The sequence below is a fragment of the Microcoleus sp. PH2017_35_SFW_U_B genome (genome assembly GCF_020737865.1).
GTDB lineage: Bacteria > Cyanobacteriota > Cyanobacteriia > Cyanobacteriales > Microcoleaceae > Microcoleus.
Genome location: NZ_JAEQDE010000025.1, coordinates 1 through 21,807 on the forward strand (window position 1 = coordinate 1; position 21,807 = coordinate 21,807).

The following is a 21,807-nucleotide window of genomic DNA, read 5'->3' on the forward strand; positions in this document are numbered from 1 at the left end:
CAATGCCAAGAGCGCTGAAGCGCAACTACGTACCTCAATGCCAAGAGCGCTGAAGCGCAACTACGTACCTCAATGCCAAGAGCGCTGAAGCGCAACTACATACCTCAATGCCAAGAGCGCTGAAGCGCAACTACGTACCTCAATGCCAAGAGCGCTGAAGCGCAACTACATACCTCAATGCTAAGAGCGCCCAAGCGCAACTACATACCTATTGAACGGGCTCTCCGGCCCGTTCCTAAAAAGCTTAGCGCGAGATAAAATGCGCCCAAACATTCCCATCAGGCCCGGCTACTTGATTGATATAGCCATACGGATACATCAACTTTCTTCCCTCAGTATCTCTGTAACCCGTGAGTGCATCTCCCCACGGATCTTGCACGATATAACCCTCAGAATTGTAGCCAATTAAAGTGATAATGTGACCCGCCGCCGTAAAATCTCCCGCTAAAACTATCGGCCGCCGATTCAGCAATTCCGATCGCACATCAGCCCATTTCCGAGTCGCACTAAAACTCGTCTTAAACCCGTAAGCCTTAATCAGCGCCGAAAGCACGTTATGATCGGTTTGAGAACCCTGGCCGGCATAGTCGAAACACCACTGCAACAACTCATCCTCCAACTGTCCCCCATACTTAGAACGAACGCCGTAATAATACAGCACCATGGCGATCGCAGTTACATTGCAAGTAGACCAGTCAAAACGCGGATTGTCCCGCTGTGAAAAATACGGCACGTTCAATTCCACATTGTTCGGAACCGGATCGAAAATTTTATCTCCCCGCTTGAACTGAACAAAACTTGGAAAAACATAACCTGTATTGCCGAAATTTTGCAGCTCTTCAGTCAGAGAAACTTTCAGGTGATCGGTTTCCAAACCGTAGCTTTCCACACCGTAAACTCGACCTAAAGGCAGTGTAGTTCTCTCGGTAGCCGTCAGCTTGGCAGCATCTACAGGGCGTTTTTTAAACACAGTTGGTTGCAGCATTGTCATTGTCAAAGGATCCGGGTCAAAGGGAACTTCTTTGCCATTTTTCTTGATTTGAACAGATTGCCAATAGATAAATCCCACATTGCCAAAACCGGGAATAGCTTCGGCGAAAGTTACTCGGAAATGCCCCAAAATGCAGGCATAACCAGTGATGGCGTAGGTGCTGCCTAAAGTTAGTTCAGCAATTTGGTTTGCAGGGAGTTTCGATGATTCTTTTGGTTGACCTTTAATCAGAGTTGTTTGAGTTACCAACAGTTGAGCATTCCCGTTGCTATTGGGTACGTCTGCTAGGTCGAATTTCAGGACTTTTGTACCTTTGGCAAGCTGAACGTCTGGTTCGTAAAAATAGCCAAAAGTGCCGATCGGCGAAATTGTCGAATCCAGAACCACTTTGAGATGCCCGTCAATAAATCCGTACTTGCTAAGTGCCAAAGTCTGACCTGCTTTGACAAGAACTTTTTGCTGGTTGTTGAGGCGGGAACCATCAACCGGGGCTACCTTAAACCAAGTGTCGGAAACTATCTTTAAGCTCAAATCTTTTCCGACAGTCAGTGGATCTGAACTTACGGTAATATAAATTATTTGGCTGGCGGTAATGTTACCTTTGCTATCAGTTGCCCGCAATCTCAGCCAGCGAGCTCCGGGTATGCTAAATCCTTTAGCCAAATTCACTTGCCAAGTGCCTGCTTGTTGGTTGAGTGTCACGGTTAGCGGAAATTTATCCTCGGCTATTACCTCAACTTTTGCTGCTTCTTGCTTGTCAAAAGTACCTGAAAGTGCGATCGACTGATTGACCAAAACCTCTGTCGGGCCTTGATACGTTAAATTTGGGGCCGGATTGAAAGATTTGCCACCTTTGGCAAATTGCACGAAATCTGGATAAACAAAACCCGTATTGCCAAAGGGCGGCAAATTTTCAGTCAGCGAGACTTTAATATGACCTTGTTCGATCGAGAATCCGGAAATTCCGTAAATCATTCCCGCCGGTAAAGTGATTTTTTCTGGCAGTTGCAGCTTGACAGCATCCACCGGCCGTTTTTTCAACACAGTAGTTTTGACAACAGTCATGGTAACTGCATTTCTGTTACAGGCAATCCCCTTGCCGTCTTGCAAAATCTGGACGTGTTGCGAGTACATAAATCCCGAATTGCCGAAGTTGGGAATTGGGCGATCGAGAGTGACTCGAAAATGACTTTCCACGCAAGCGTAGCCGAAGATATTGAAAGTTTCCCCCTGGTCAAATCGCACTTTCTGAGTCGGGCTTAAAATAGTCGAATCTGCGGGGTTGCGCTTTAACCAGGTTTTTTTGTTCACCCACAGCAACTGCATTCCAGGGGGCGGGGTAGGTAGATCGGCGCGATCGAAGATCAGGATTTTTGAGCCTTTAGTGATGACTGCGTGCTTTTCGTAAAAAAAGCCGGATTTTCCTACGGGAGAAATTGGATTATTTAGTTCAACATTTAGGTGTTCGTCTTCAAACTCGTAGCTGCTAATTTGATAACTTTTACCTGCGGGTATTTCCGCTTTTTGCTGAGAAGTGAGACTGCCAGAAGGCACTGTTCCGGCTTTTAATTGGGTATCTTGGAGCGTAATTAACGTGAAAGAGCGATCGGGTGTGTTAGAAGCAGGATTAACTTTAATGTTAATTGTTTGTTCGCCAATAACTTTGCCTGTTTTATCAGTAGCCTTCACCTGCACTGTGCGAGTTCCAGCGCTATCGAATCCTTTCTCTAAACTAATGTTCCAAATGCCTGTCGATAAATTTATCCCGGCCTTCAGGGCATTTGAGCCTTCTGCTGCTGAGATTGCCGCCACTTGATTTTTATCAAAACTGCCAACTAAGACAGAGGCTCGATTAGCCTCAACTTCTTGTGGGCCTAAATAACTCAAAATAGTCTTGGTGCTTGTCATTATGTATCCGCCTACCTACTTAATTATTCAGCTACAGCAAGGATAACTTCTCATTTTATCAAACACAACGATCCGATCCCGGACAAAATCGCTCCTGGACTGAATCTAGGGGCAGTTAATGCGTTTTAAAGCATGAATTTTTTATTGTTGGCGAGATTTTTACCAGAAATCTAACAGTCCAGCTAGCGATCGCGCACCTGACGCGAATATACCGCTGGTTGAGAGAATTTGTGGCGCAATTTTTGCGAGAAAAAATTTAATGGAAGTAGGTTATTACCCCCTATACCTTTGACCCCTCACTTAGCTCATTTGAGATTTTAGATTGAGGGATTTTAGATTGAGGAATTTTAGTCGTAGGGTGTGTCGCGACGAAAAATTTTTATAAGGAATGAGAATTAAATAACTTACAATCTTTATTGTTCTTGTGGAATGGGCGTCCCGCCCGTCCTTCCGGGACGGGCGGGACGCCCATCCCACTTTCAAGAGTGTAAATTATTTAATTTGCGATCCTAAGACTTACGCACGGGTTGCCAGAAACCGGGTTTTTGCGATAATACTTTGCTGTGATTCGCAAATTTGGGAAAAAACCCGGTTTCTTTAGACTTACGCACGGGTTGCCAGAAACCGGGTTTTTGCGATAATACTTTGCTGTGATTCGCAAATTTGGGAAAAAACCCGGTTTCTTTGTCGGAGTGCGTATTTCACATATCCGCAATAGTTTGATAAACAAACACAAAATTTATTCTGTAGCAATTTTTGGTGGAAATGGTATTACAAAAAAATCCGGTTTCTACGAGAAAATTGCGTGTAGCAACGAGATATCTCGGAAGAAACCGGATTTTTAGCCCTTTAGTGCGTTCAGGAATGTTAGACTAACGGCGGCTAAACTATGGTGACCAGAATATCTTGAGCGTGAGAGTCAACTTTCATCGTTTCCCCTTCATAAACCTGAATAATTTTGCCAGTACCGTCGATAACAAAAGTAACGCGCTTGGCATAATCACCTTTCTCAACATCGTAAGCTTTGGTAATAGCACCATCAACATCTGCTAATAGCTGGAAAGGCAAACCGTACTTCTCCGTGAACTTTTGGTGCGATTCTTCGTTGTCGCGGCTGACACCGAGAACTACAATGTCTTTGCCCTTGTATTCTTCATGGGCTGCTTTGAAGCTTTGAGCTTGTCTGGTGCAACCGGGGGTGTCATCTTTGGGGTAGAAATACAAGATTACGGTTTTACCCGTGAAGTCGGAGAGGGAGACGGTTTTGCCGTTTGTGTCTTTGGCGGTGAATTGAGGAGCCGCGCACCCAACTGGTAATGTCATAGTTTTGTTGACCTTGCGATTGATAAAGATATTTTAGTTGATTTTGGGCTGTTGTTGTCAATCTCTTAAATTTAGATTCGGAATTGAGCGACCAAAATGTAAAATCTACCTTTCGGAATAGTTTTGATGGGTAATTTTGTGCCTTGACTGACGGGCGATATTGTGTTAGATTGTGGGCGTGGACTCCGAATATACTGACGCTATCAAACTTGATGAAGTAAGTAAAATATGATAGATTTTTACACTGTTATTATCCGAAAGAGTGCCAAGTATTGGGTGGCATTGTGTTTGGAGAATGGATTGGTTGGACAAGGAAATACTCCCGAACAGTCTATCGACAAACTCAAACAGGCGATCGAGTCATTTTCTGAAGTTTATGAAGCTGAATTAAATATTTATCTTAATCCTCTTGCTATTAATGAATTGCACGAGTTTCTTACTTTAGAAGATGCGGAAGCTTCAGATACTTATGAACTAAGAAAAGTTTATGCCTAAAATAATTAGACTTACAGGACTTACGCAGGGGGCCCAGAAACCGGGTTTTTTGACGAAAATACTGAGTTACAACCCGCAGATTTGGTAAAAAACCCGGTTTCTTTGGTAGAAGTGGGTAAGTCCTGACTTAATTAATTTTGGCAACAAGTTCTAACATATTCTCGAACAACAAGAGATAAATCAAACAATACTTGCTCTCCTTCTATTCTTTTGACTAAATAACGTTGACGCAATGATTCTAACCCATTCATTAAGTCCATTGATGAGAGAGATAAACTTTGTCTTAAATCTTCTCTTGACACAGGTTGCTCAAATTTACTTAATTGTAAAACAATCTCTTGTTCTCTGGGTGATAGTCGCTTGAATAATTTAGTCAACCGAGATTTCATGTCTTTAGTGACAATTAAACTATCTTCGTTTAAGAAATCAGCGACTTTGCCCCCAAAAATATTTTTAATTAAGCTGACAATATCTTTTAAATAAACGGGATTACCTTCATATAACTTTATAAGTTGCGCCCAAGTTTCATCATCCTTTAATCCCCAGTTTTTCATGATTGACCTACTCTCTACTCCTTCTAACTCTAAGCACTTAATAGGATATAACTCCTCATCCAAGCAAATCATTTCTTGACATTGTTCCTGACTAATTAAGATCAAACTGCTTTGATGTTCAATCTCTGTCATCATTGTAAACAAGTTTTGGTAATTTTTATATTCCGTTTTGAATTGTCCTGCCCAGTCTCCCTTTATAAATAATTCTTGGATATCATCAAGAATAATTAAACATTTTTTCTGACGTAAAACATTAAAAAGTTGAGTTAACTTATTGTCAGGTTGAACAGAATCATGATTAACACCTGTTAAAATTTCAGTAATAATGCCATCTAAAGATTGAGATAGTTTGAGGTTTTTCCAGACAACTACATCAAATTGTTGTAAATTGAGATCGACAAACTGTTTAACTAGGGTAGTTTTACCGATTCCGCTTAAGCCTAAAACTGAGATTAGACGAGTATTTTGATGAGTTAGCCAATGGGATAGGGTTTGAAGTTCGGTTGTGCGATCGTAAAAATGGGTAATTTTCGGTGCTAGGGTTAAATCGTGAAAATTTGAGCTAGGTTTACTTTTAGCTTGATTTTGTTGATTATCTTGATGAGATTGATCTAGCGTTTGCGAACAGAAATTAAATTTATGATGATTTCCGATACCTATCACCTGTGATGATTTAACATAAATCCTTTCTATTGTTGAACGAAAATTGTATTTATTAACATCTTCGCCTAACTGTTTAGATAAAATTTGCAAAAGTTTATAACCTATGTCTCTAACATGACTTTCACTGCGATGACATTCATCTGCAATTGTCTCATAAGTCTGTCCCTGCCAAACTCCTTTAATCACCGTTTCCTGAATATCATCTAAGTGTTTTCCCGTCTGGGCAAAAACTAACTCATCAGCAAACTGTAACACTTCTTTAACATCCATAAAATTTATAGGGTATAAGTATTTCAGCCATTATAGCTCAGCTTGGGCAGGCACGATCAGGCATTGTCGGACAATCACGTTAATAATTTGTTACAAAAGACTGGATTAAATCAGGCATTTTCCTATAGCGGCCGATCGATTTTTACTTTATCTTTATTAAAGAAAACTAAGAATTTTTCAAATAGGAGACAACAATGACTAAAACTATAAGCGCGCCAAACTTTGTCAATTTAGGCACAGAAAAAACTCCTGTTAGCTCGCCAAATATTGATAAAGCGATGGAGAGTTTTATTTGCACAGAGATTGTTGCAAAAGATGGAAAAAATACGGATACAAGCACGGCAGGGAACGATAAGGTAGTTGATGATTAATGCGATTAATTATTGACCGAGAGTCAGATGTATAAAACAGAAAAAACATCTGGATTAATTATTTCACTTTCACGTTCCCGTGAAGATAATCATACTTTTTTTTACGGGAATCTCTTCTCAATAAAAGTTTAGCCAACCTAGTTTAGGATTTTTAAAATTTATGTTTGTCCCTCTAAATTTATCTCAACAACAAATAGATTGTCTTCGTTTAACATCAACAGTTTCTCTGGATGAATATTATATTGAAATAGTTGATTTTTTAGGAAATTTTCCTGAAATTACCTATGTTTCTCCTCCTCATGTAGATATTCTGCCAAAAACTCTAACAGATTTAGAAAAATATTTAGATAAAACTGAAAAGTTTACCGAACAAATTTCATATTTAAATTATGACGAGTCGCAAAAAAAACAACTTTTTCAAGAACTACTAGAAATAAGTAAAAAGCGCGGATATAAAATCATTCTTTCTGTATTGAGTTTTGTTCAAAAGTTACTAGAGTTAGAGATTAGCGATTGTGAATTGAGATTTATTGAGAAAATAATCGATTTTTGCATATACATTAAATCACCTGAAATCACACTTCACCTAGAACAAATACTCAGAAAAATTTTAGGTAAGAGAAATATTGTTCTTTATATTTCTGATATCGAAGATGCTCACTTTACCATGCACCTCGATCCTATGGAGAGAAACTTTCTATTTATAGCAGTCGATCTAATTGTTTCTCTATACTCGTCTCCACAGGGCTACCCAATACCTACTGAAAATGTTTTTTTACTATTTGATATTTCAACCTATATCTGGTACAGAAAGCCGTCCAGCTTGCCTCGTGTAAACACACCACTGGAAAAACTCACGAGACAAGACATATTAGAGTTTGTTGATTCACTAAGAATAAAATATGCGTACAAGCTATTTCCTCAATATAATATAAGCGATCAAAAATTGGTTTATTTTGAAGTAATGGCAAAGGAACTTAAGCAAATAAAAATATGTAACAGCTATTTTGAAAATTCTACATATCTCTGGAAAAAAGGAGAGTTCATCAAACCTTTGGCTATGCAGGCAAGTCGCAGTTCAGACTGGTTGATTGAGCAAGCTTTCTCTCCTTTTGTTTATGATAATGAGTGTTCTTTATGGATTTCAACAATGCCTCCTGTTATCAGACAGAACAATATTTATAAAGAGTATGAGATAAGAGGAACATACTTTATGGACTATGTATCTTGTGTTAAGATTGAAACTCAAAAATTAACAGGTAAAAAAGCTGGTATAGATTGGCGGTACTCTCATGGTCTGAAGGAAAATATGTCGGAAATAAATTTACCTGATTATGTTGTTAGTGAGTTAATCAATTGTTTTAATGTATTGCAACTTCGTTTTTGTACTTTTGATCTGATATTTGATGGTCAAGACTACTACTTACTAGATATTAATTACAACGGACAATGGATTTTTTCAGATGAAAAGTGTGACATGAAAATTACTCGCCAAATTTTAGACTATTTGGGAATAAGGGGTAATTCTTCTCCAATGCCAAAAATACAGGGATGAGTTACAACTTGCAGAGGGAGCTATGCCATATCAAGCCCGGTCATATATTTTAGTATATTTTTTATAACTCCACTTAGACTCTAAATAGGTAATCATAAAAATATACTACCTATGCTGAGCCAAATCAATGACTTTTATCCCATCCGAAGCGTTTAAATCTATTAGTTATCCCAGCCGCACTGTCAAAAGAGCCGATCGCGCGATCCGGTGTGCTCCTTTTCAATTACACTTCTTCCAGACCATCCGCGATAACAGCGTTTTCCTAAGCGCGATCGCCTCAAATGCAGGTGTCGAAAGTGGCTACACCCGATCGCCCGTATCCGAACTCGCAGCCGAAAACTCGCTGCTGTGGCTGATTCAAGTCGGCGTGTTGCGGCGCGAAGTAGATGGACAAGGGATTACCGATAGTTTTCGCCTCACGCCCCTGGGCCGCCAACTCGTGGAAAAATGGGAACAGCAAGGAAATAGTTTGCCAACTGCTTCATTGTGCGATCGCCTGGGAAATGCCGTTAGCCGAGGGTTCGGACTATTTTCATAAGAGCGTTAAGGCGGTAAGGTGCGCGCCGCGCACCTGCATAATTAGATTTTAATGAGGACTGAAGTCCTCACTACAAACGTCAATTTCTCTCCCCGAATTTTCAGCTAATTAGCCCTGATTCAAAAAGCGGCTAGCCATCGACATGGCGTCAGTAATATCTACGTCGCCGTCTCCATCTCCATCTAAAAACGCATTCAAAACGGGATTTGCGCCCTGGGCTGGATTTTGGGCGTTGCCGCCGCTTTGCAGCAAATTGAGTACCAAGGGCAGTAAAACAGGGATCATCCCTTGCACTGTTTCGTTATTCAAGCCGGTTCTTTGGGCGATATCGGTCACTATTTGCGTCAGTTGGCCACCTCCGAACAAACTCTGTACCGCTTGTGCATTGGGATTTGTGCCGCTAAATTGGTTGACAACTTCTTGGGCTTGTGCGTCTCCAGATTGCGATCGCACGTCTTGCAATGCCGATCGCACGTATCCACCCAAAACCGACATCGCTAGCTGAGTCGTACCCGCATCGACGCCGTGGTTGCCGCTCAACTGCTCTACCGCACCCAGAATGTTGCCCAACTGATTGGGACTTGCTTGTTGGTTGGGATTGTCGATCGCACTCAAAATTTGGTCAAAGAGTCCCATAATTTTCGCTCCGTACAGTGGTTGCTCAACTGTGAATTATAGCAAAGCCTGTTTTTTAAGATTACCGAAAATAGTTTTGAATTGGGTATTTTCACTCATCATACTATTTTTTTATTAGGACGCTCGTTCTTATCCTGCACTAGCAACTTGGTTTATCGTTTCCGTTATCGGATATTTTAGGATGCACTTATACGATTACGATTTTAGATGTTAGATTGAAAAATTGGGAATGACTGATTCCGTAAGGATTTGGAAAACTGGAAAATCAGTTGCATTCTTTTTGGCAACTGGTATGACGTTAATAAACCGTGTTTCTAGGTACTTAAGATATATTTGTTTAAAAAACTATATAGTTCAACTCGCGATCGAATAAATAGGTAGGTAGGTATCAGTAAACCGACAAAGGCGTTCGGGCGGGTGAGTGCAACCATAAATTGTCTGCTAAGCTACAATTGCAGCCTCGGGCGCGATCGCCATGTTTTAGTTGCATCCGCTGGCACTCAAACCCACACTGCATCGAACCCGAAGGACAAGGCGAATCGGGATTTACGAGCGCGACATTACGATCGGGCGCTTCAACAGTTCCGAGTTCTGGCGAAAATGTAAAAATCAAAATATAACCCTTTTACTTGCCCCTGCCCCATGCCTTTGCCGCGCCTGCTAACATTAATTGCCGCTTTCTGCCTCACCCTGGGGTTGATTATTGGGCTGGTGAGTTCCTTAACGGGGCTTTACAGTCAAGTTGCGTGGTCTGCTTCTCCGCTGCTGGCTAATTTGCTAATTTTCCTGATCGTTGTACTTTTAGCAACGCTAATTTTTGCGCTGTTTTATTATTTTAGGCTGCTGCAACGTCCGGGAAAAGTTAAGGGAAAACGGGCGATAGATCCGAAGATTCCTGTTGTCAAAAGCGAAGCTGCTTCGGAAAATCTCAAAGCAATCAGGCAGCAAGTCGATCGCATTCAAGATGAAGTAGCACGGCAAGCTTTGCTGTTGAGAGCCCGCGAAATAGAAGCTAGCATGGCCCGCGGCAATGTTCGGATCGTTGTTTTCGGTACCGGTTCTGCGGGCAAAACTTCGGCTGTAAATGCGCTGGTGGGGCGGATGGCCGGACAGGTGGGGGCGCCAATGGGAACTACCGAAGTTGGAGAAACTTACACTCTGAAATTGAAAGGAGTCGATCGAGAATTAGCAATTACTGATACCCCAGGCATCTTGGAAGCGGGAGTAGCGGGGACTTACAGAGAGGAATTGGCGCGGCAGTTGGCGGCCCGGGCTGATTTGATCTTATTTGTGTTGGACGGCGATTTACGCAAATCTGAGTATGAACCGCTGCGGACTTTGGCCCAAATTGGCAAAAGGTCGATCGTGGTTTTTAATAAAGTAGACCTTTATCCCGACAACGACAGAGACGAAATTATCGATCGACTGCGACAGCGAGTTAAAGGTTTAATATCAGCAATGGATGTAGTTGCAATTAGCGCCAACCCGCAAAAAGTTGTACTAGAAAGCGGGACAATATTTCAGCCAGACCCCGATATGATGCCATTAATTCGGCGAATCGCAGCAATTTTGCGAGCCGAAGGCGAAGACTTAATTGCGGACAACATTTTGCTACAATCTCAGCATTTGGGAGACCAAGCACGCAAATTAATTGACGCTCAAAGACGGCGCGCTGCTGATAAAGTAGTAGAGCGCTTTCAGTGGATCGGAGCCGGAGTAATTGCCGTTACGCCTTTGCCAGTTGTAGATTTGTTAGCGACAGCAGCAGTTAACGCTCAAATGGTAGTAGAAATTGCCAAGATTTACGGCTGCGAATTAAATATCGATCGCGCCAAAGAACTAGCCCTGTCTCTCGCCAAAACCCTAGCCAGCTTAGGAATAGTTGAAGGCGTAATTCAAGTAGTCTCAAGGGCGTTGCAGTTAAGTGTAGCCGGATTTGTACTTGGCAAAGCAATTCAAGCAGTCAGCGCCGCTTATTTAACCAGAATTGCCGGGAAAAGTTTTATTGAATATTTCCGACACGACCAAGATTGGGGTGACGGCGGCATCGCCGAAGTCGTGCAAAGGCAGTTTCAGTTAAATCGGAAAGACGAGTTTGTCAAAGCTTTTGTCAAAGACGCGATCGCCCGCGTTGTCGAACCTCTAAACATCTACCAGCAAGAAGAATCGGAACCAGAATTAGAAATGTCAGCAGAATTGGAACCCGAACCCTTGTATCAGCACCCAGGCGACGATTGGGAAACCCACAGCAACAAGCGAAACGATGAATGGTAATTGTCAGTTGACAGTTGACAGTTGACAGTTGACAGTTGACAGTTGTTAGTTGTTATAGCGGTTCTCACAAAGACGAGGTACGTTGTTGGGCTTCAGCCCTCTTGATTTAAGCGGTTATGTAAGCTGTCAGCCATACCTCATCTTTTTGAGAAAGGCTATATTAGTTATTAGTTATTAGTCAACAGTCATTAGTTCCAGGGCTATTTCATGTTTCATTCTGCTGAAACCAGCCTTTCTTGAGGTTAAGATTGTCCGAAGAGAGGCACGTTAGCGCAGCGATCCGAAGGAAAGCAAACAAGAGTGTCTATTTTTCATATGGTTTGATCGACTTGGCTCTAAGTAAGTCGGCGCTTTAAAACACAACTATGTAAACGATTGTAAAGTGTCCAAATGCTTTCTACTGGCTGACTTAAGCCTGTTTACATACTGTTACATTAAGCCTGTTTACATACTGTTACATTGTTCGGTTTAATCCTGCCTACCTACTTATTCTTGCAAGCGTCTTGGGTTAAAACTTAAAGCCCAATACCGTTTACTTAAGAACACCCTGGGGGTAAAACCCTATGAACAATAGATACGGAGATTGCTTTCCTTCGGATCGCGAAAGCTAACGTGCCTCTCTTCGGACCATCTTAAGTAAACCGTATTGGGTTAAAACAGACTAGAATAATAAAATGCAGTCAGACAGAGGTAGGTTAAAAACTCTGTCTGACTGCTGCTTTGAGATCGGGAAATAGCTTTATTTCAAATTAGTCGATCGCGTCTACCGCTCTTTCAGCAGCTCGTTGAGTTCTGTCAATATCTCGATTTACTTTCGCGCGAACCTTGTCCGAGGCATCTTCAGCGCTGTATTTTACATTTCCCGCTGCATCTTTGACATTTTCTTTGCCTTCGCTGACATTATATCTCAGCGACTCAGTACCCTCAGCAGCTCTTTCTTTTGCTCCCTCGGTGGCTTCTTTAACAATCCCTTTTGCTCCCTTCAAGCCTTCGCGAGTATTTTCCTTAAGATTAGCAAAGCCTTGTTTTGTTTTGTCACCAAACTCATCAGCTTTCTGCTGAGCGGTACGAACATTGTCATTCATCTTCTCGCCAATTTGGTCGAGTTTGTTCGGCGCGTCATCTGCTACCCGCCGGATATTTTCACGCACATTGCTACTAGATTTGGTTTCGATGCGGCGCTGGGCTTCCTCTTTAAGAAGCTTAGCTTGTGCTTCTACTCCTTTAACCATTGGGTTTCTGGGATCGTCATCGCTGTATTGATTCTGGCCGCCTTTGTATACGGAAGTTACAGCCTCTGAAGGCACTTCTTTTCTAATTTGGTCGGCAGTTTTTCCGGCTATGACATCAGATCCCTTGCAGGCAGTGCTCACAAATACTAAAATGCCGACGAGAAACACTGTTAAAATTTGTACAGCTCGAATTTTTTTCAGAAATGCAGTTAGTCTGTTCATAAAAATGCTCCTTTCTATGGTGACTTATTTTTTGGAATATGTTTAAATGCCTGGTGGTTCTGTAGGTGGCTACCATTACAAACATTAAGCACTCAAACACTTTTTTAAATATACGAAGACAAACAGAAGTTTTTCATCTATCTGAAGTAACATTCCTTAAGTCATACTAGAAGCAATAACAAAAGCTTTAGTTATAGTCGCGAGAGCAGGAATGAGAGCTAAATGATAGTAAAAAGCATTTTTTACCAGAAATAATTAGTTTAAAGCCTCTCCCTTTGAGGGGAAAATTAAAATCAGACTATTCATTACTCCAATCCTCGGACTTAAGGGTAGAGGTCGCTCTCAAACTGTCAACTGTCAACTGTCAACTGTCAACTGTTGAAGAGTGCTATCACCGAAGAGCGAGTCATGTATACATATAGCGGCGATCGGGACAGGACTACTGTAGTTGAACTGTTTTGCGCTTTGGGAGGTAAAAAAACCTTCCGGTCAGGAACCAGAAGGAAATGGGTGTACGATCTCAAGTACAACAAGGTCTTTAATGGCAATTGTCGCCGCACGTGCCGATCGCCCACATCTGTCTAATGGCGGAAAGTATCTGCACAGTTACTAATCATTTTGAATAGCTGTTTTTAGACTCTTGCAGAATTCGCCGATCGCCTCTAAACCCTCTTCTGGAGTTCCTTGGGCCAAGCGTTTGACAAAAGCACTACCAACAATCGCAGCATCTGCACCCCATTCTTTGACTTGACGGGCGTGTTCGGGTTTCGAGATACCAAAGCCGACGCCGATGGGTTTGTCGGTGATGCTGCGGATTTCTTGCAGCAACTCTTTTGCTCGCGTATCTAAGCCTTCCCGCACTCCTGTCACCCCCATCACGCTGACTAAGTAAATAAATCCTTGAGACGCGCGAGCGATCGCTTCTATGCGACTTTTGGGACTTGTGGGAGCAACTAATAAGGTGAGTTCAATCCCTAATTTGTTGGCAGGTTGGATGAGGCTGTCAGCTTCTTCTAAGGGCAAGTCTGGTACAAGCAATCCCTGAACTCCAGCACTTTTGATTTCCTGCAAGAAGGTTTCGATACCTCGGTACAAAATCGGGTTGTAGTATGCGAAGAGAATGATGGGCGATCGCAAATTCGGACTAACTCTCGCTACCATTTCCAGTACCGAATCTAACCGCGTTCCCCGCTGTAGCGCCCTCGTAGCAGCAGCTTGAATCACCGGCCCGTCAGCTAGGGGATCGGAATAAGGTACGCCAAGCTCGATCGCATCTGCACCGTTATCATCCAAAACTTGTAGCGCTTTAGCCGTTGTCTCCAAATCTGGATCGCCAGCAGTAATAAAAGGAATTAATCCACACTGGTTGCTTTTTCGCAACGTTTCAAAACAATGAGAAATAGTCATTAGGGAGTTGGCAGTTGGTTGTTGGCAGTTGATTCTTGGCAGTTGATTCTTGGCAGTTGATTCTTGGCAGTTGATTCTTGGCAGTTGATTCTTGGCAGTTGGTTGTTGGCAGTTGGTATTAGCTAATAACAACTAATATCATGTCCGATTGATTAACCATAATATCCCGGTCGGGGCGGGTTTTTGAGATTATCAATTATTGGCAGGTATTGTTGGCTCACGGGCCCCTACAAAAATCGCGGTCGATCGACCGGACATGATATAACAACTGACAACTAACAACTAACCACTAACAACTGACAACTGACAACTGACAACTAACCACTGACTAACTATCTTTTTCCTGCTCAATTTCGGCTTGAAGTTTGGCTAACTCTTCAGGAGTGAGTTCATCGAGCTGCTTCTGCAAGACAGCATCTTTGTACTCTTTCAGTTGCTGACTGTAAGTCATCTTTTGAGTAAGCGCTCGAAACAAATAAGTCACCAGCCAGCCAATCAAGCCAGCTATCAAAAATAACTGACTCCAAATCCCAGCATTCATGCTGTCGAGTCCGGCGAATTGTAGCACCAAGTAGGCCAACCCACCCGCTACAAAAAAGCCTAGACTGATTCCAATTACGTCAATACGTCGCATTTAGGCTTCTATCTGCCGCCGTTTGGGGCGAAAATTCAAAAAAGGAGCGAGGAGAAACATACCAGGGAAAAAGAAGAACATCAAGAAGTACATGAAGCCACGCTCAAAAGAGGAGGCCACGTACCAGCGACTGTTCAGGTAAGCGTAGGTGCCCGCGGGTACTACCAGGAGGTAAGCTCCTCCCAAGACGGCGTAAAGCAGCAAGGTAATATACATAGATTTGCTTTAAGGGAATAATAACAGGGTCAGTCGGTTGACACGCTCAGCTAGCTGGTTAACTATTGTACCGCTTGGGGAGATACAGCGCGACTTTTGAGAATTTTTCAATTAGGGGTTGCGCTATTTAGGGTTTTGCGTGTAGAATAAAAGGCTGTTGTTGTCAGTGGGTCAAAACCACAGCAGCAGCTTCACGAAAGGGGGTGTGGCGGAATGGTAGACGCTACGGACTTAAAATCCGTTGACCCGAAACGGTCGTGTGGGTTCAAGTCCCTCCACCCCCATTAAATTTTCATGGTTTGTGAGCTAATAGTTTCAGATTGGCCTCAACACCAAGAGTTCTAATTTCCGCTCATCTTTCTCTAAATCCTAAGATGTGGCGGATTTAACTTTTCGGGCGGGCTAGAAGCCCACCCCACAAGAGTTGTAAGAAAGAGAATTCTTCAAATTAGATGCGCGCTAGCTTATAGTAATGCTTGCAAGATTTGTGGGATGGGCTTCTAGCCCGTCCCGGATTTGGGTGGATCTGGTTTTTGAAGCCTGAAGAAGCATGACCGCATATAAGTTATTAGTTATAATCCCATATTTTCTGCGGTCATGCTATAGCCCATACGGATATATTCGCTTGCATTGAGATGCACCCCCCGATTTGTGGGATGGGCTTCTAGCCCGTCCCGGATCGCCTGCTATATTACTCAGCAATTGGCAAAGTAATCGCAAATTCCGTCCCCTGTCCAATTTGAGAATTCATCTCAATTTTGCCTTGATGCTTGGCAACGATTTGATAGGAAATAGCCAATCCTAATCCAGTGCCTTTGCCGATCGACTTTGTAGTAAAAAACGGGTCAAATATCTGTTGGGCAGTGGCTGCGGTAATTCCCGGCCCATTATCCCGAATCTTGACAGTGATAGCATTATCTGCCGTAACTTCCGTGCAGATCCAAATCGTTGGTGAAAACGCTCTGTCTGCCTTTTTTACCTCCTCCAGCGCATCAATTGCATTGCCGAGTACGTTCATAAATACTTGATTCAGTTGCGCTCCATAGCACTCAACCGGAGGCAAATTAGCGTATTCTTTAATAACTTCGATACCTTGTTTGAGTCGGTGATTGAGAATTATCAGGGTGCTGTCTATTCCTTCGTGAATGTCCGCAGGTTTCATGTAACCGTCGTCTAAACGGGAAAAGTTCCGCATGGATACGACAATTTCGCGAATGCGATCGGCTCCCATTTTCATCGAAGCAAGCGTTTTTGGCAAATCTTTGCTGAGAAAGTCCAATTCAATGTCTTCGATGCAGTCTTTAATTTCATCCGGTGGGTTGGGATAGTATGCTTGATAGAGAGTTACCAAGTCTGCCAAATCTTGGATGTATCTATTAGCATGGTCAATGTTACCACCGATGAAATTAACCGGATTGTTGATTTCGTGGGCGATCCCTGCCACCATTTGACCGAGAGACGACATTTTTTCAGTCTGAATTAATTGGGATTGAGTTTCTTTTAGTTCTTGTGTATAATCGCTAACTCGCTGAATCAATTCATTGAAAGAAGCCGCTAAAACTCCGATTTCGTCTTCAGTTGTGACTGGTACTTGCAGGTTAAAATTAGATTCGCGGGCTACTTGCTGGGCGACGTTTGTCACGCTTTCGAGGGGTTGGGCAATGGCGCGGCTCGTTTTGTCCGCCAGTAACACGGCGAGAAGTCCTGAAATTACCATACTCCCGAGAATAATTCGGTTTCGCAAACTTTCAGCTTCTTCTAATGCTTCTACCCCTTGCATTTTTTGAATGTCTACAGTAGCAATTAATTGGGTTAAATGATCGGAAAGTTTATCTAGTACGATCGCCTCTTCGCCGCTGCGATTTCTCAACAATTGTAGCTGTGCCGACTCGATGCGGTTAGCTTCCAAATGCCACACTTCGGCTTCTTTTAATTGCAGTTTAGTTAGCCGATCGTAATAATCGATGACCATCGCATACCTTGGCAATATTGACTGCAAATCTTTCTCTTGTCTTGCTAGCCAGTCGGGATTTTTGATCGCAAAAAATTGTATTTCCGCAATCAGGATTTTCGCCTGATTGATTTGCTGGACAAACCGATCGTGTTCGTATTGCAGCCACACCGTGTTTCCCAAAACTGCCGGGAATCTCGCTGCGTGCGATCGGGCTTCAAATATGCTATTTTGCAAATTTTGCAACAGTTGCTGTTGTTGTTGAGCAACATTTACCTGAATTAAAGCTTGCTTGCGAAAGTAGTCTCCCACTTTCAGCCCCGCACCCGTTCCCAAAATCGCTATGCCGATAGCTAAAGCATAGCCATAGCTGATTTTTTGGCCTATCCGCAAATGGTTGAATCGTTCCCTTAGCCAGTTTAAATTAATAAATCTATGGTGTAACAATTTTTTCTGAGCAGAGTTTGCTGGCTCTACTTTGCTATCTTGGGGCTGAGTGTCGGTCAATAATAACATCGAAAGTTCCTCCCAAACAAATCAGGAGTAGTTGACATCCTGCACAATTTTTTGCAATATCGAGAAACAGCATAAACCTGTATTTCTCAGTTAATCAGTAGATTTGTTGAAAAATTATAATACTTCGTATTCTACTCCCTAAAAAAACGATAGGGAGATACAATAATTTTTCGGATTTTTAACTTTTTCGTTTTCTAGCCTGACAGTTGGTTGAGTACAAAATGTCAAACTAATCTTTCTATTGAATTTGCCAGATCAATTGCTATCTGAGCTGCCAGCCGACGCGATTTACCCCATAACGCCTTAATTATCTCTGTTCTTAGACAAAAGTGTTTGTGATCTGTATCAACAATTTATGTGATTATACGCAACTTTACAAAAATCATAAAAAAAGCTACAGTATTTTCACTTACTTAGTTAAGGATACAAGCTCTAACTACGGGTTCTTCCGGTTTTTTTTGCCAGTTCTAGGTGGGATTTCAGCAATTTTGCGAAAATATCGTCGCTGTCAGTAAATCCATAAGCTTGCATTACATTGGCGATCGACCTTAAAATACAGTTTATAAAGTTAGCTAGTTGTTTCTTCAAAAAACTTATTATAAAATTGAGTAATTCCCCACTGTTTTGGCAACTTTTTTTTAGTTCGGTACTATAAAATAGTAAAATCGAAACACCATCGCATTTCTCATCCCTAAACATTTTCTCTTTTAATCGTGGAGCACGTGTAATCATGGTAAAGTCTCAGTATGAGGGATATTCCGTCGGCAAAAAACACACTTCCGCACTCAGGGAAAACTTCGGGAATGCCAAAGTGTATGCACAAAATGCACAATCAGTGCTTAACAAAGCTACTGGATTTATCAGTGCTTACGATTTCACGCTAAATCCTTATCGGGGCTGTCAGTACGGATGCAGCTATTGTTATGCTGCTGCTTTCAGCCCGAATTCACAGATGCGAGATGATTGGGGAAATTGGGTAATTATCAAGCAAAATGCAGTGGCAATTCTTAAGAAAGAGTTAGAACGTTGGCACAAGAAAAACCCCGATCGCCCACCGACAATTTACATGAGTAGTGTCACAGATCCGTATCAGCCAATTGAATCGAAAGAACAACTAACTAGGCATTTGTTAGAAGTCATGGTTCCCTATCAGCCGACGCTGGTTATCCAAACTCGCAGTCCTATGATAACTAGAGATATCGATATTTTACAGCAATTCCAGCGATTGCGAATCAACATGAGCATTCCAACTGGTAGCGAAAAAGTGCGGAAAGATTTTGAACCAAAATCTCCGAGTATTCCTGCAAGACTTAAAGCTATTGCCAAACTGAAATACAGCTTTCCTTATCAAGAAAATTGCGAAGTCAGATTTTCTATAACTGTGACCCCACTACTACCTACCCTACCCGAAGATGAAGGTAATTTTATTAGCAAGCTAGAAGTTGTCGATCGGGTAGTGATTCAAGATTTTCATGCCAGCAACGAGCGATCGCTAATTGCATCAACGCGCTCAGAAGCATTAGCTCTTAAACAAAAGTACGCTTGGTGGTACAATAGCGAACAGCAGAGTTATCGCAAGTTTAAAAATAAACTCAAGGCGATGCTCCCGGATGTTGAAATCATGGAAGGCAAAGAGGGATTTGGCTATGAATAATCTGCTAGCTAACTGGTGGCGTTCTCAAAAGTTTAACCAAGCCGTTAAGAGTCAAAATAATCGACTTGCCCAAAAACTGTTAAAAGAAATACAAAATTCAGGGGCAAAATTATCGTGGCAGGAGAAACTATATAAAGAATGGCTACAGCTTGAAAAATTATTGCAACAAAAAAATAACCGCCTCCAAGAAGGCGATCGGCGTTTAGCAGAGTTAGAACTGGAACTGGGGTTCGGAAAAATTGATGCCTTTCCCGGAGATATTGATGACTTAAGCTTATTGACTCCGGATACACAATTTATTGAAGTTATTTCACAAAGTTTCAAGCTTAAAGAATGCGATGCCAGCATGATTCAATGCACAGGGATTTATGAAAAAGTATTTGATAAGTTTGAACAACATTTGGCTGGTTTCATCAAAAATGAGCTGAATAATTTGAGTCGAAAAAAAACAAATTTTGATTCTTTACTTCAACAAGCTATTGACGATATACAAAAACTCAAAGAAGGACAAGATCCTCGATACAGTTTTGAGCTAAGTCCTCACATCTATTTAATGAGGTATTTCCTAGATAACGTCTATTGTGCATATCTAGCTTGGTTTCTCATTTACAAAGCAGGATTATTACCAACTAAAGTCAATATCCTTGATATTGCCGCAGGGCCGGGGACAGTTGCCTACGGACTAGGTTTGTTCCTGCAAACTATTAACGACTTTTGTTTAATACCGCCAATGCACATATCCTATTACTCTTTGGAACAGCAAAAAGCTTTTCAATATCGCGGACTCCAATTTTGGCGGCAATATATGGAACCCCACGAGATCAATGCTTACTTTCGGTTTGACACTTCTAGTATCTTTGATGGTGAAAGTCAATCTAGAAAGATTCCTCAAAACTTTTTTGATTTTATTGTAATTTCTCACTGTTTTTTTAACGATGAGGATAGAAGAGAAAAATCCCATCGCATTTATAAGGATATATTTACGGATTGCCTGACAGATTGTGGTTATGTTTTGCTAATTATTCAAGAAAATAAGTTGCTTAAACCTTACAATATTCGTCAAAATTTCTTGATGATGTGGGGTTAAACTTGGTTTGGTATAAATATTTACATTCAACAAACAGCCGGACATCCCATCCGAATTTTGGAAAATTTGCTAGAGAAAATCTTCATACCCAGCAATTCATCAGTCCACTTTTTCGTAAGCACTTTAACTTACGTTATGACTTGAATTACTCAATTGATGATTATGTAATATTAGCCCAAAAATGAAGTTTTCAAATGAGTAAAATAACTCAGATATAATTTGATAGGTATTGAATTTTAATGCAAAAAAATATGCTCAAAAATTTGACTGACCCCTCTACAAATAAATTTCAAAATGGTTGGCATGGCAGCCTCAAGTTAGCCTACGCAAACCGTGACGGGGCTACCCAAATTATTCACAATCAAATGCAAGCGCTCACAGCGTAGTTTTGCACACGGCTGGGGGAGTTGTCGGGGGCGATCGCCTTTCGCTCAATTTCCACCTCCAACAAAACGCCAAAGCCTTAATCACCACCGCTGCGGCTGGTAAAATTTATCGCAGCAGCGGACAGTTAGCGCAACAAAATATTGACATTCAACTAGATACTGGCGCTCATTTGGAATGGCTTCCCCAGGAAACTATCGTTTTCGACGGCGCAGTTTACCGACAAGACTTGCGGGTAGAATTAGCACCGCAAGCCAGTATTTTGCTGTGGGAAATTACGCGGTTCGGACGCAGTGCTAGGGGCGAAAAGTTCTTGTCTGGAGAATGGCGATCGCACACCGAAATCTGGCAAAAAAACAGCCCTCTGTGGATTGACAGACAATGGCTCAAAGGTGGGGGCGAAATGCTCGAAAGCGCTCACGGCTTAGCAGGAAAACCCGTAGTTGCTACCCTCGCTTGGATCGGCGAACCAGTCACAGCCGAGATGCTGGAAAAAGTGCGAGCTTTGCGGTGCGAAGATACAATTTATTCCGGATCTGTAGCCGTTAATTCTGCTGCCGGCGTTACTCGCATTCCCAACGGTTTGCTGTGCCGATATCGCGGTTCGTCCACCGCTGCCGCCAGAGACTGGTTTGTCGCTATTTGGGAATTGCTGCGCTTGTCTTTTTCAGAACGCCCTTGCTGTTTGCCCAGAGTTTGGATAAAATAGCATTCTCTTTTAGTTTCACCTACTTTCTGTTTCCGGTGCAACACATCAAATGCAATACCCGCCCCCAGTACCAGACAGACTACTTCTTCCGATTGACATTCGTCGTGACAAATATAGCCGATTTAAGTCAGAAATATGCGATCGGCAAAAAGTCGTTTTCGGTTCTTTGCTAAAGTCCAAAAACAAAAGGATAAATCACCTTGACACAAACCAGATG

18 protein-coding genes and 1 tRNA gene are annotated in these 21,807 nt (G+C 42.1%); 9 read left to right on the forward strand and 10 right to left on the reverse strand.

Annotated features, from left to right (window positions below; all coding sequences use genetic code 11):
* Positions 1-244 precede the first annotated feature (244 nt).
* Together JGK36_RS04720 and JGK36_RS04725 are read right to left on the reverse strand one after the other, a co-directional pair.
* Positions 245-2,899, reverse strand: a complete 2,655-nt coding sequence (locus JGK36_RS04720) for a C39 family peptidase (RefSeq protein WP_293197002.1) — start codon at positions 2,897-2,899, stop codon at positions 245-247.
* 882 nt (positions 2,900-3,781) lie between these two features.
* Complete coding sequence (locus JGK36_RS04725) at positions 3,782-4,222, reverse strand: peroxiredoxin (RefSeq protein ID WP_293157736.1); 441 nt, start codon at positions 4,220-4,222, stop codon at positions 3,782-3,784.
* Positions 4,223-4,450: 228 nt separating this feature from the next.
* Here JGK36_RS04725 and JGK36_RS04730 point away from each other — a divergent pair, with 228 nt between their 5' ends.
* Complete coding sequence (locus JGK36_RS04730) at positions 4,451-4,717, forward strand: hypothetical protein (RefSeq protein ID WP_293197001.1); 267 nt, start codon at positions 4,451-4,453, stop codon at positions 4,715-4,717.
* Positions 4,718-4,848: 131 nt separating this feature from the next.
* Here JGK36_RS04730 and JGK36_RS04735 read toward each other — a convergent pair whose 3' ends face one another.
* Positions 4,849-6,204, reverse strand: a complete 1,356-nt coding sequence (locus JGK36_RS04735) for an NB-ARC domain-containing protein (RefSeq protein WP_293197000.1) — start codon at positions 6,202-6,204, stop codon at positions 4,849-4,851.
* 194 nt (positions 6,205-6,398) lie between these two features.
* Here JGK36_RS04735 and JGK36_RS04740 point away from each other — a divergent pair, with 194 nt between their 5' ends.
* From JGK36_RS04740 to JGK36_RS04750, 3 genes are all read left to right on the forward strand, one after another.
* Positions 6,399-6,575, forward strand: coding sequence for a hypothetical protein (locus JGK36_RS04740; protein ID WP_293196999.1), 177 nt, complete (start codon positions 6,399-6,401; stop codon positions 6,573-6,575).
* A gap of 160 nt (positions 6,576-6,735) precedes the next feature.
* Positions 6,736-8,130: a hypothetical protein gene (locus JGK36_RS04745; protein ID WP_293196998.1), complete on the forward strand. Its 1,395-nt coding sequence runs from the start codon at positions 6,736-6,738 to the stop codon at positions 8,128-8,130.
* Positions 8,131-8,257: 127 nt separating this feature from the next.
* On the forward strand, positions 8,258-8,668 hold the full coding sequence (locus JGK36_RS04750) for an Npun_F0494 family protein (protein ID WP_293193489.1): 411 nt from the start codon (positions 8,258-8,260) through the stop codon (positions 8,666-8,668).
* A gap of 108 nt (positions 8,669-8,776) precedes the next feature.
* On the opposite strand, the gene JGK36_RS04755 is transcribed toward JGK36_RS04750, so the two are convergent.
* Both JGK36_RS04755 and JGK36_RS04760 read right to left on the reverse strand, forming a co-directional pair.
* Positions 8,777-9,304, reverse strand: coding sequence for a DUF937 domain-containing protein (locus tag JGK36_RS04755; RefSeq protein WP_293186526.1), 528 nt, complete (start codon positions 9,302-9,304; stop codon positions 8,777-8,779).
* A gap of 388 nt (positions 9,305-9,692) precedes the next feature.
* Entirely contained in the window at positions 9,693-9,917 is a 225-nt protein-coding gene (locus JGK36_RS04760; RefSeq protein ID WP_293196997.1) for a hypothetical protein, read from the reverse strand.
* Positions 9,918-9,946: 29 nt separating this feature from the next.
* Here JGK36_RS04760 and JGK36_RS04765 point away from each other — a divergent pair, with 29 nt between their 5' ends.
* Entirely contained in the window at positions 9,947-11,578 is a 1,632-nt protein-coding gene (locus JGK36_RS04765) for a YcjF family protein (protein ID WP_293196996.1), read from the forward strand.
* A gap of 749 nt (positions 11,579-12,327) precedes the next feature.
* Here JGK36_RS04765 and JGK36_RS04770 read toward each other — a convergent pair.
* The 4 genes from JGK36_RS04770 to ndhL all read right to left on the reverse strand — a co-directional run bounded on the left by JGK36_RS04770 (position 12,328) and on the right by ndhL (position 15,289).
* Positions 12,328-13,032 carry a DUF6658 family protein gene (locus JGK36_RS04770; RefSeq protein ID WP_293193492.1) on the reverse strand — a complete coding sequence of 235 codons (705 nt, stop codon included), beginning with the start codon at positions 13,030-13,032 and terminating at the stop codon, positions 12,328-12,330.
* 609 nt (positions 13,033-13,641) lie between these two features.
* Positions 13,642-14,439: a tryptophan synthase subunit alpha gene (trpA, locus tag JGK36_RS04775; RefSeq protein WP_293153118.1), complete on the reverse strand. Its 798-nt coding sequence runs from the start codon at positions 14,437-14,439 to the stop codon at positions 13,642-13,644.
* Between the two features lie 328 nt (positions 14,440-14,767).
* The gene (locus JGK36_RS04780) at positions 14,768-15,073 is read right to left on the reverse strand and encodes a DUF3007 family protein (protein WP_293186520.1); all 306 of its coding nucleotides are present in this window, start codon (positions 15,071-15,073) and stop codon (positions 14,768-14,770) included.
* Entirely contained in the window at positions 15,074-15,289 is a 216-nt protein-coding gene (ndhL, locus tag JGK36_RS04785; RefSeq protein ID WP_293153127.1) for an NAD(P)H-quinone oxidoreductase subunit L, read from the reverse strand.
* A 199-nt stretch (positions 15,290-15,488) separates the two neighbouring features.
* On the opposite strand from ndhL, the gene JGK36_RS04790 reads away from it, so the two are divergent.
* Positions 15,489-15,573: transfer RNA gene (locus tag JGK36_RS04790), tRNA-Leu, on the forward strand.
* Positions 15,574-15,980: 407 nt separating this feature from the next.
* Here the strand turns inward: JGK36_RS04790 and JGK36_RS04795 are convergent.
* The gene (locus JGK36_RS04795; RefSeq protein WP_293186518.1) at positions 15,981-17,756 is read right to left on the reverse strand and encodes an ATP-binding protein; all 1,776 of its coding nucleotides are present in this window, start codon (positions 17,754-17,756) and stop codon (positions 15,981-15,983) included.
* A 730-nt stretch (positions 17,757-18,486) separates the two neighbouring features.
* Here JGK36_RS04795 and JGK36_RS04800 point away from each other — a divergent pair.
* From JGK36_RS04800 to JGK36_RS04810, 3 genes are all read left to right on the forward strand, one after another.
* The gene (locus JGK36_RS04800; protein WP_293196995.1) at positions 18,487-19,410 is read left to right on the forward strand and encodes a radical SAM protein; all 924 of its coding nucleotides are present in this window, start codon (positions 18,487-18,489) and stop codon (positions 19,408-19,410) included.
* Positions 19,403-20,497, forward strand: coding sequence for a photosystem II assembly protein (locus JGK36_RS04805; protein WP_293200827.1), 1,095 nt, complete (start codon positions 19,403-19,405; stop codon positions 20,495-20,497). Before JGK36_RS04800 ends, JGK36_RS04805 begins: the two co-directional genes overlap by 8 nt.
* A 388-nt stretch (positions 20,498-20,885) precedes the next feature.
* Positions 20,886-21,590, forward strand: a complete 705-nt coding sequence (locus JGK36_RS04810) for an urease accessory protein UreD (protein WP_367120244.1) — start codon at positions 20,886-20,888, stop codon at positions 21,588-21,590.
* The last annotated feature ends 217 nt before the right edge of the window (positions 21,591-21,807 follow it).

Bases quoted from the DNA above. Each gene is read 5' to 3' on its own strand.
- JGK36_RS04805 (WP_293200827.1), top strand. From the start codon at position 19,403: ATGAATAATCTGCTAGCTAACTGGTGGCGTTCTCAAAAGTTTAACCAA.
- JGK36_RS04740 (WP_293196999.1), top strand. From the start codon at position 6,399: ATGACTAAAACTATAAGCGCGCCAAACTTTGTCAATTTAGGCACAGAA.
- JGK36_RS04755 (WP_293186526.1), bottom strand. From the start codon at position 9,304: ATGGGACTCTTTGACCAAATTTTGAGTGCGATCGACAATCCCAACCAA.
- JGK36_RS04800 (WP_293196995.1), top strand. From the start codon at position 18,487: ATGGTAAAGTCTCAGTATGAGGGATATTCCGTCGGCAAAAAACACACT.
- JGK36_RS04795 (WP_293186518.1), bottom strand. From the start codon at position 17,756: ATGTTATTATTGACCGACACTCAGCCCCAAGATAGCAAAGTAGAGCCA.
- JGK36_RS04720 (WP_293197002.1), bottom strand. From the start codon at position 2,899: ATGACAAGCACCAAGACTATTTTGAGTTATTTAGGCCCACAAGAAGTT.
- JGK36_RS04765 (WP_293196996.1), top strand. From the start codon at position 9,947: ATGCCTTTGCCGCGCCTGCTAACATTAATTGCCGCTTTCTGCCTCACC.
- trpA (WP_293153118.1), bottom strand. From the start codon at position 14,439: ATGACTATTTCTCATTGTTTTGAAACGTTGCGAAAAAGCAACCAGTGT.
- JGK36_RS04725 (WP_293157736.1), bottom strand. From the start codon at position 4,222: ATGACATTACCAGTTGGGTGCGCGGCTCCTCAATTCACCGCCAAAGAC.
- JGK36_RS04770 (WP_293193492.1), bottom strand. From the start codon at position 13,032: ATGAACAGACTAACTGCATTTCTGAAAAAAATTCGAGCTGTACAAATT.
- JGK36_RS04750 (WP_293193489.1), top strand. From the start codon at position 8,258: ATGACTTTTATCCCATCCGAAGCGTTTAAATCTATTAGTTATCCCAGC.
- JGK36_RS04735 (WP_293197000.1), bottom strand. From the start codon at position 6,204: ATGGATGTTAAAGAAGTGTTACAGTTTGCTGATGAGTTAGTTTTTGCC.
- JGK36_RS04745 (WP_293196998.1), top strand. From the start codon at position 6,736: ATGTTTGTCCCTCTAAATTTATCTCAACAACAAATAGATTGTCTTCGT.
- ndhL (WP_293153127.1), bottom strand. From the start codon at position 15,289: ATGTATATTACCTTGCTGCTTTACGCCGTCTTGGGAGGAGCTTACCTC.
- JGK36_RS04730 (WP_293197001.1), top strand. From the start codon at position 4,451: ATGATAGATTTTTACACTGTTATTATCCGAAAGAGTGCCAAGTATTGG.
- JGK36_RS04780 (WP_293186520.1), bottom strand. From the start codon at position 15,073: ATGCGACGTATTGACGTAATTGGAATCAGTCTAGGCTTTTTTGTAGCG.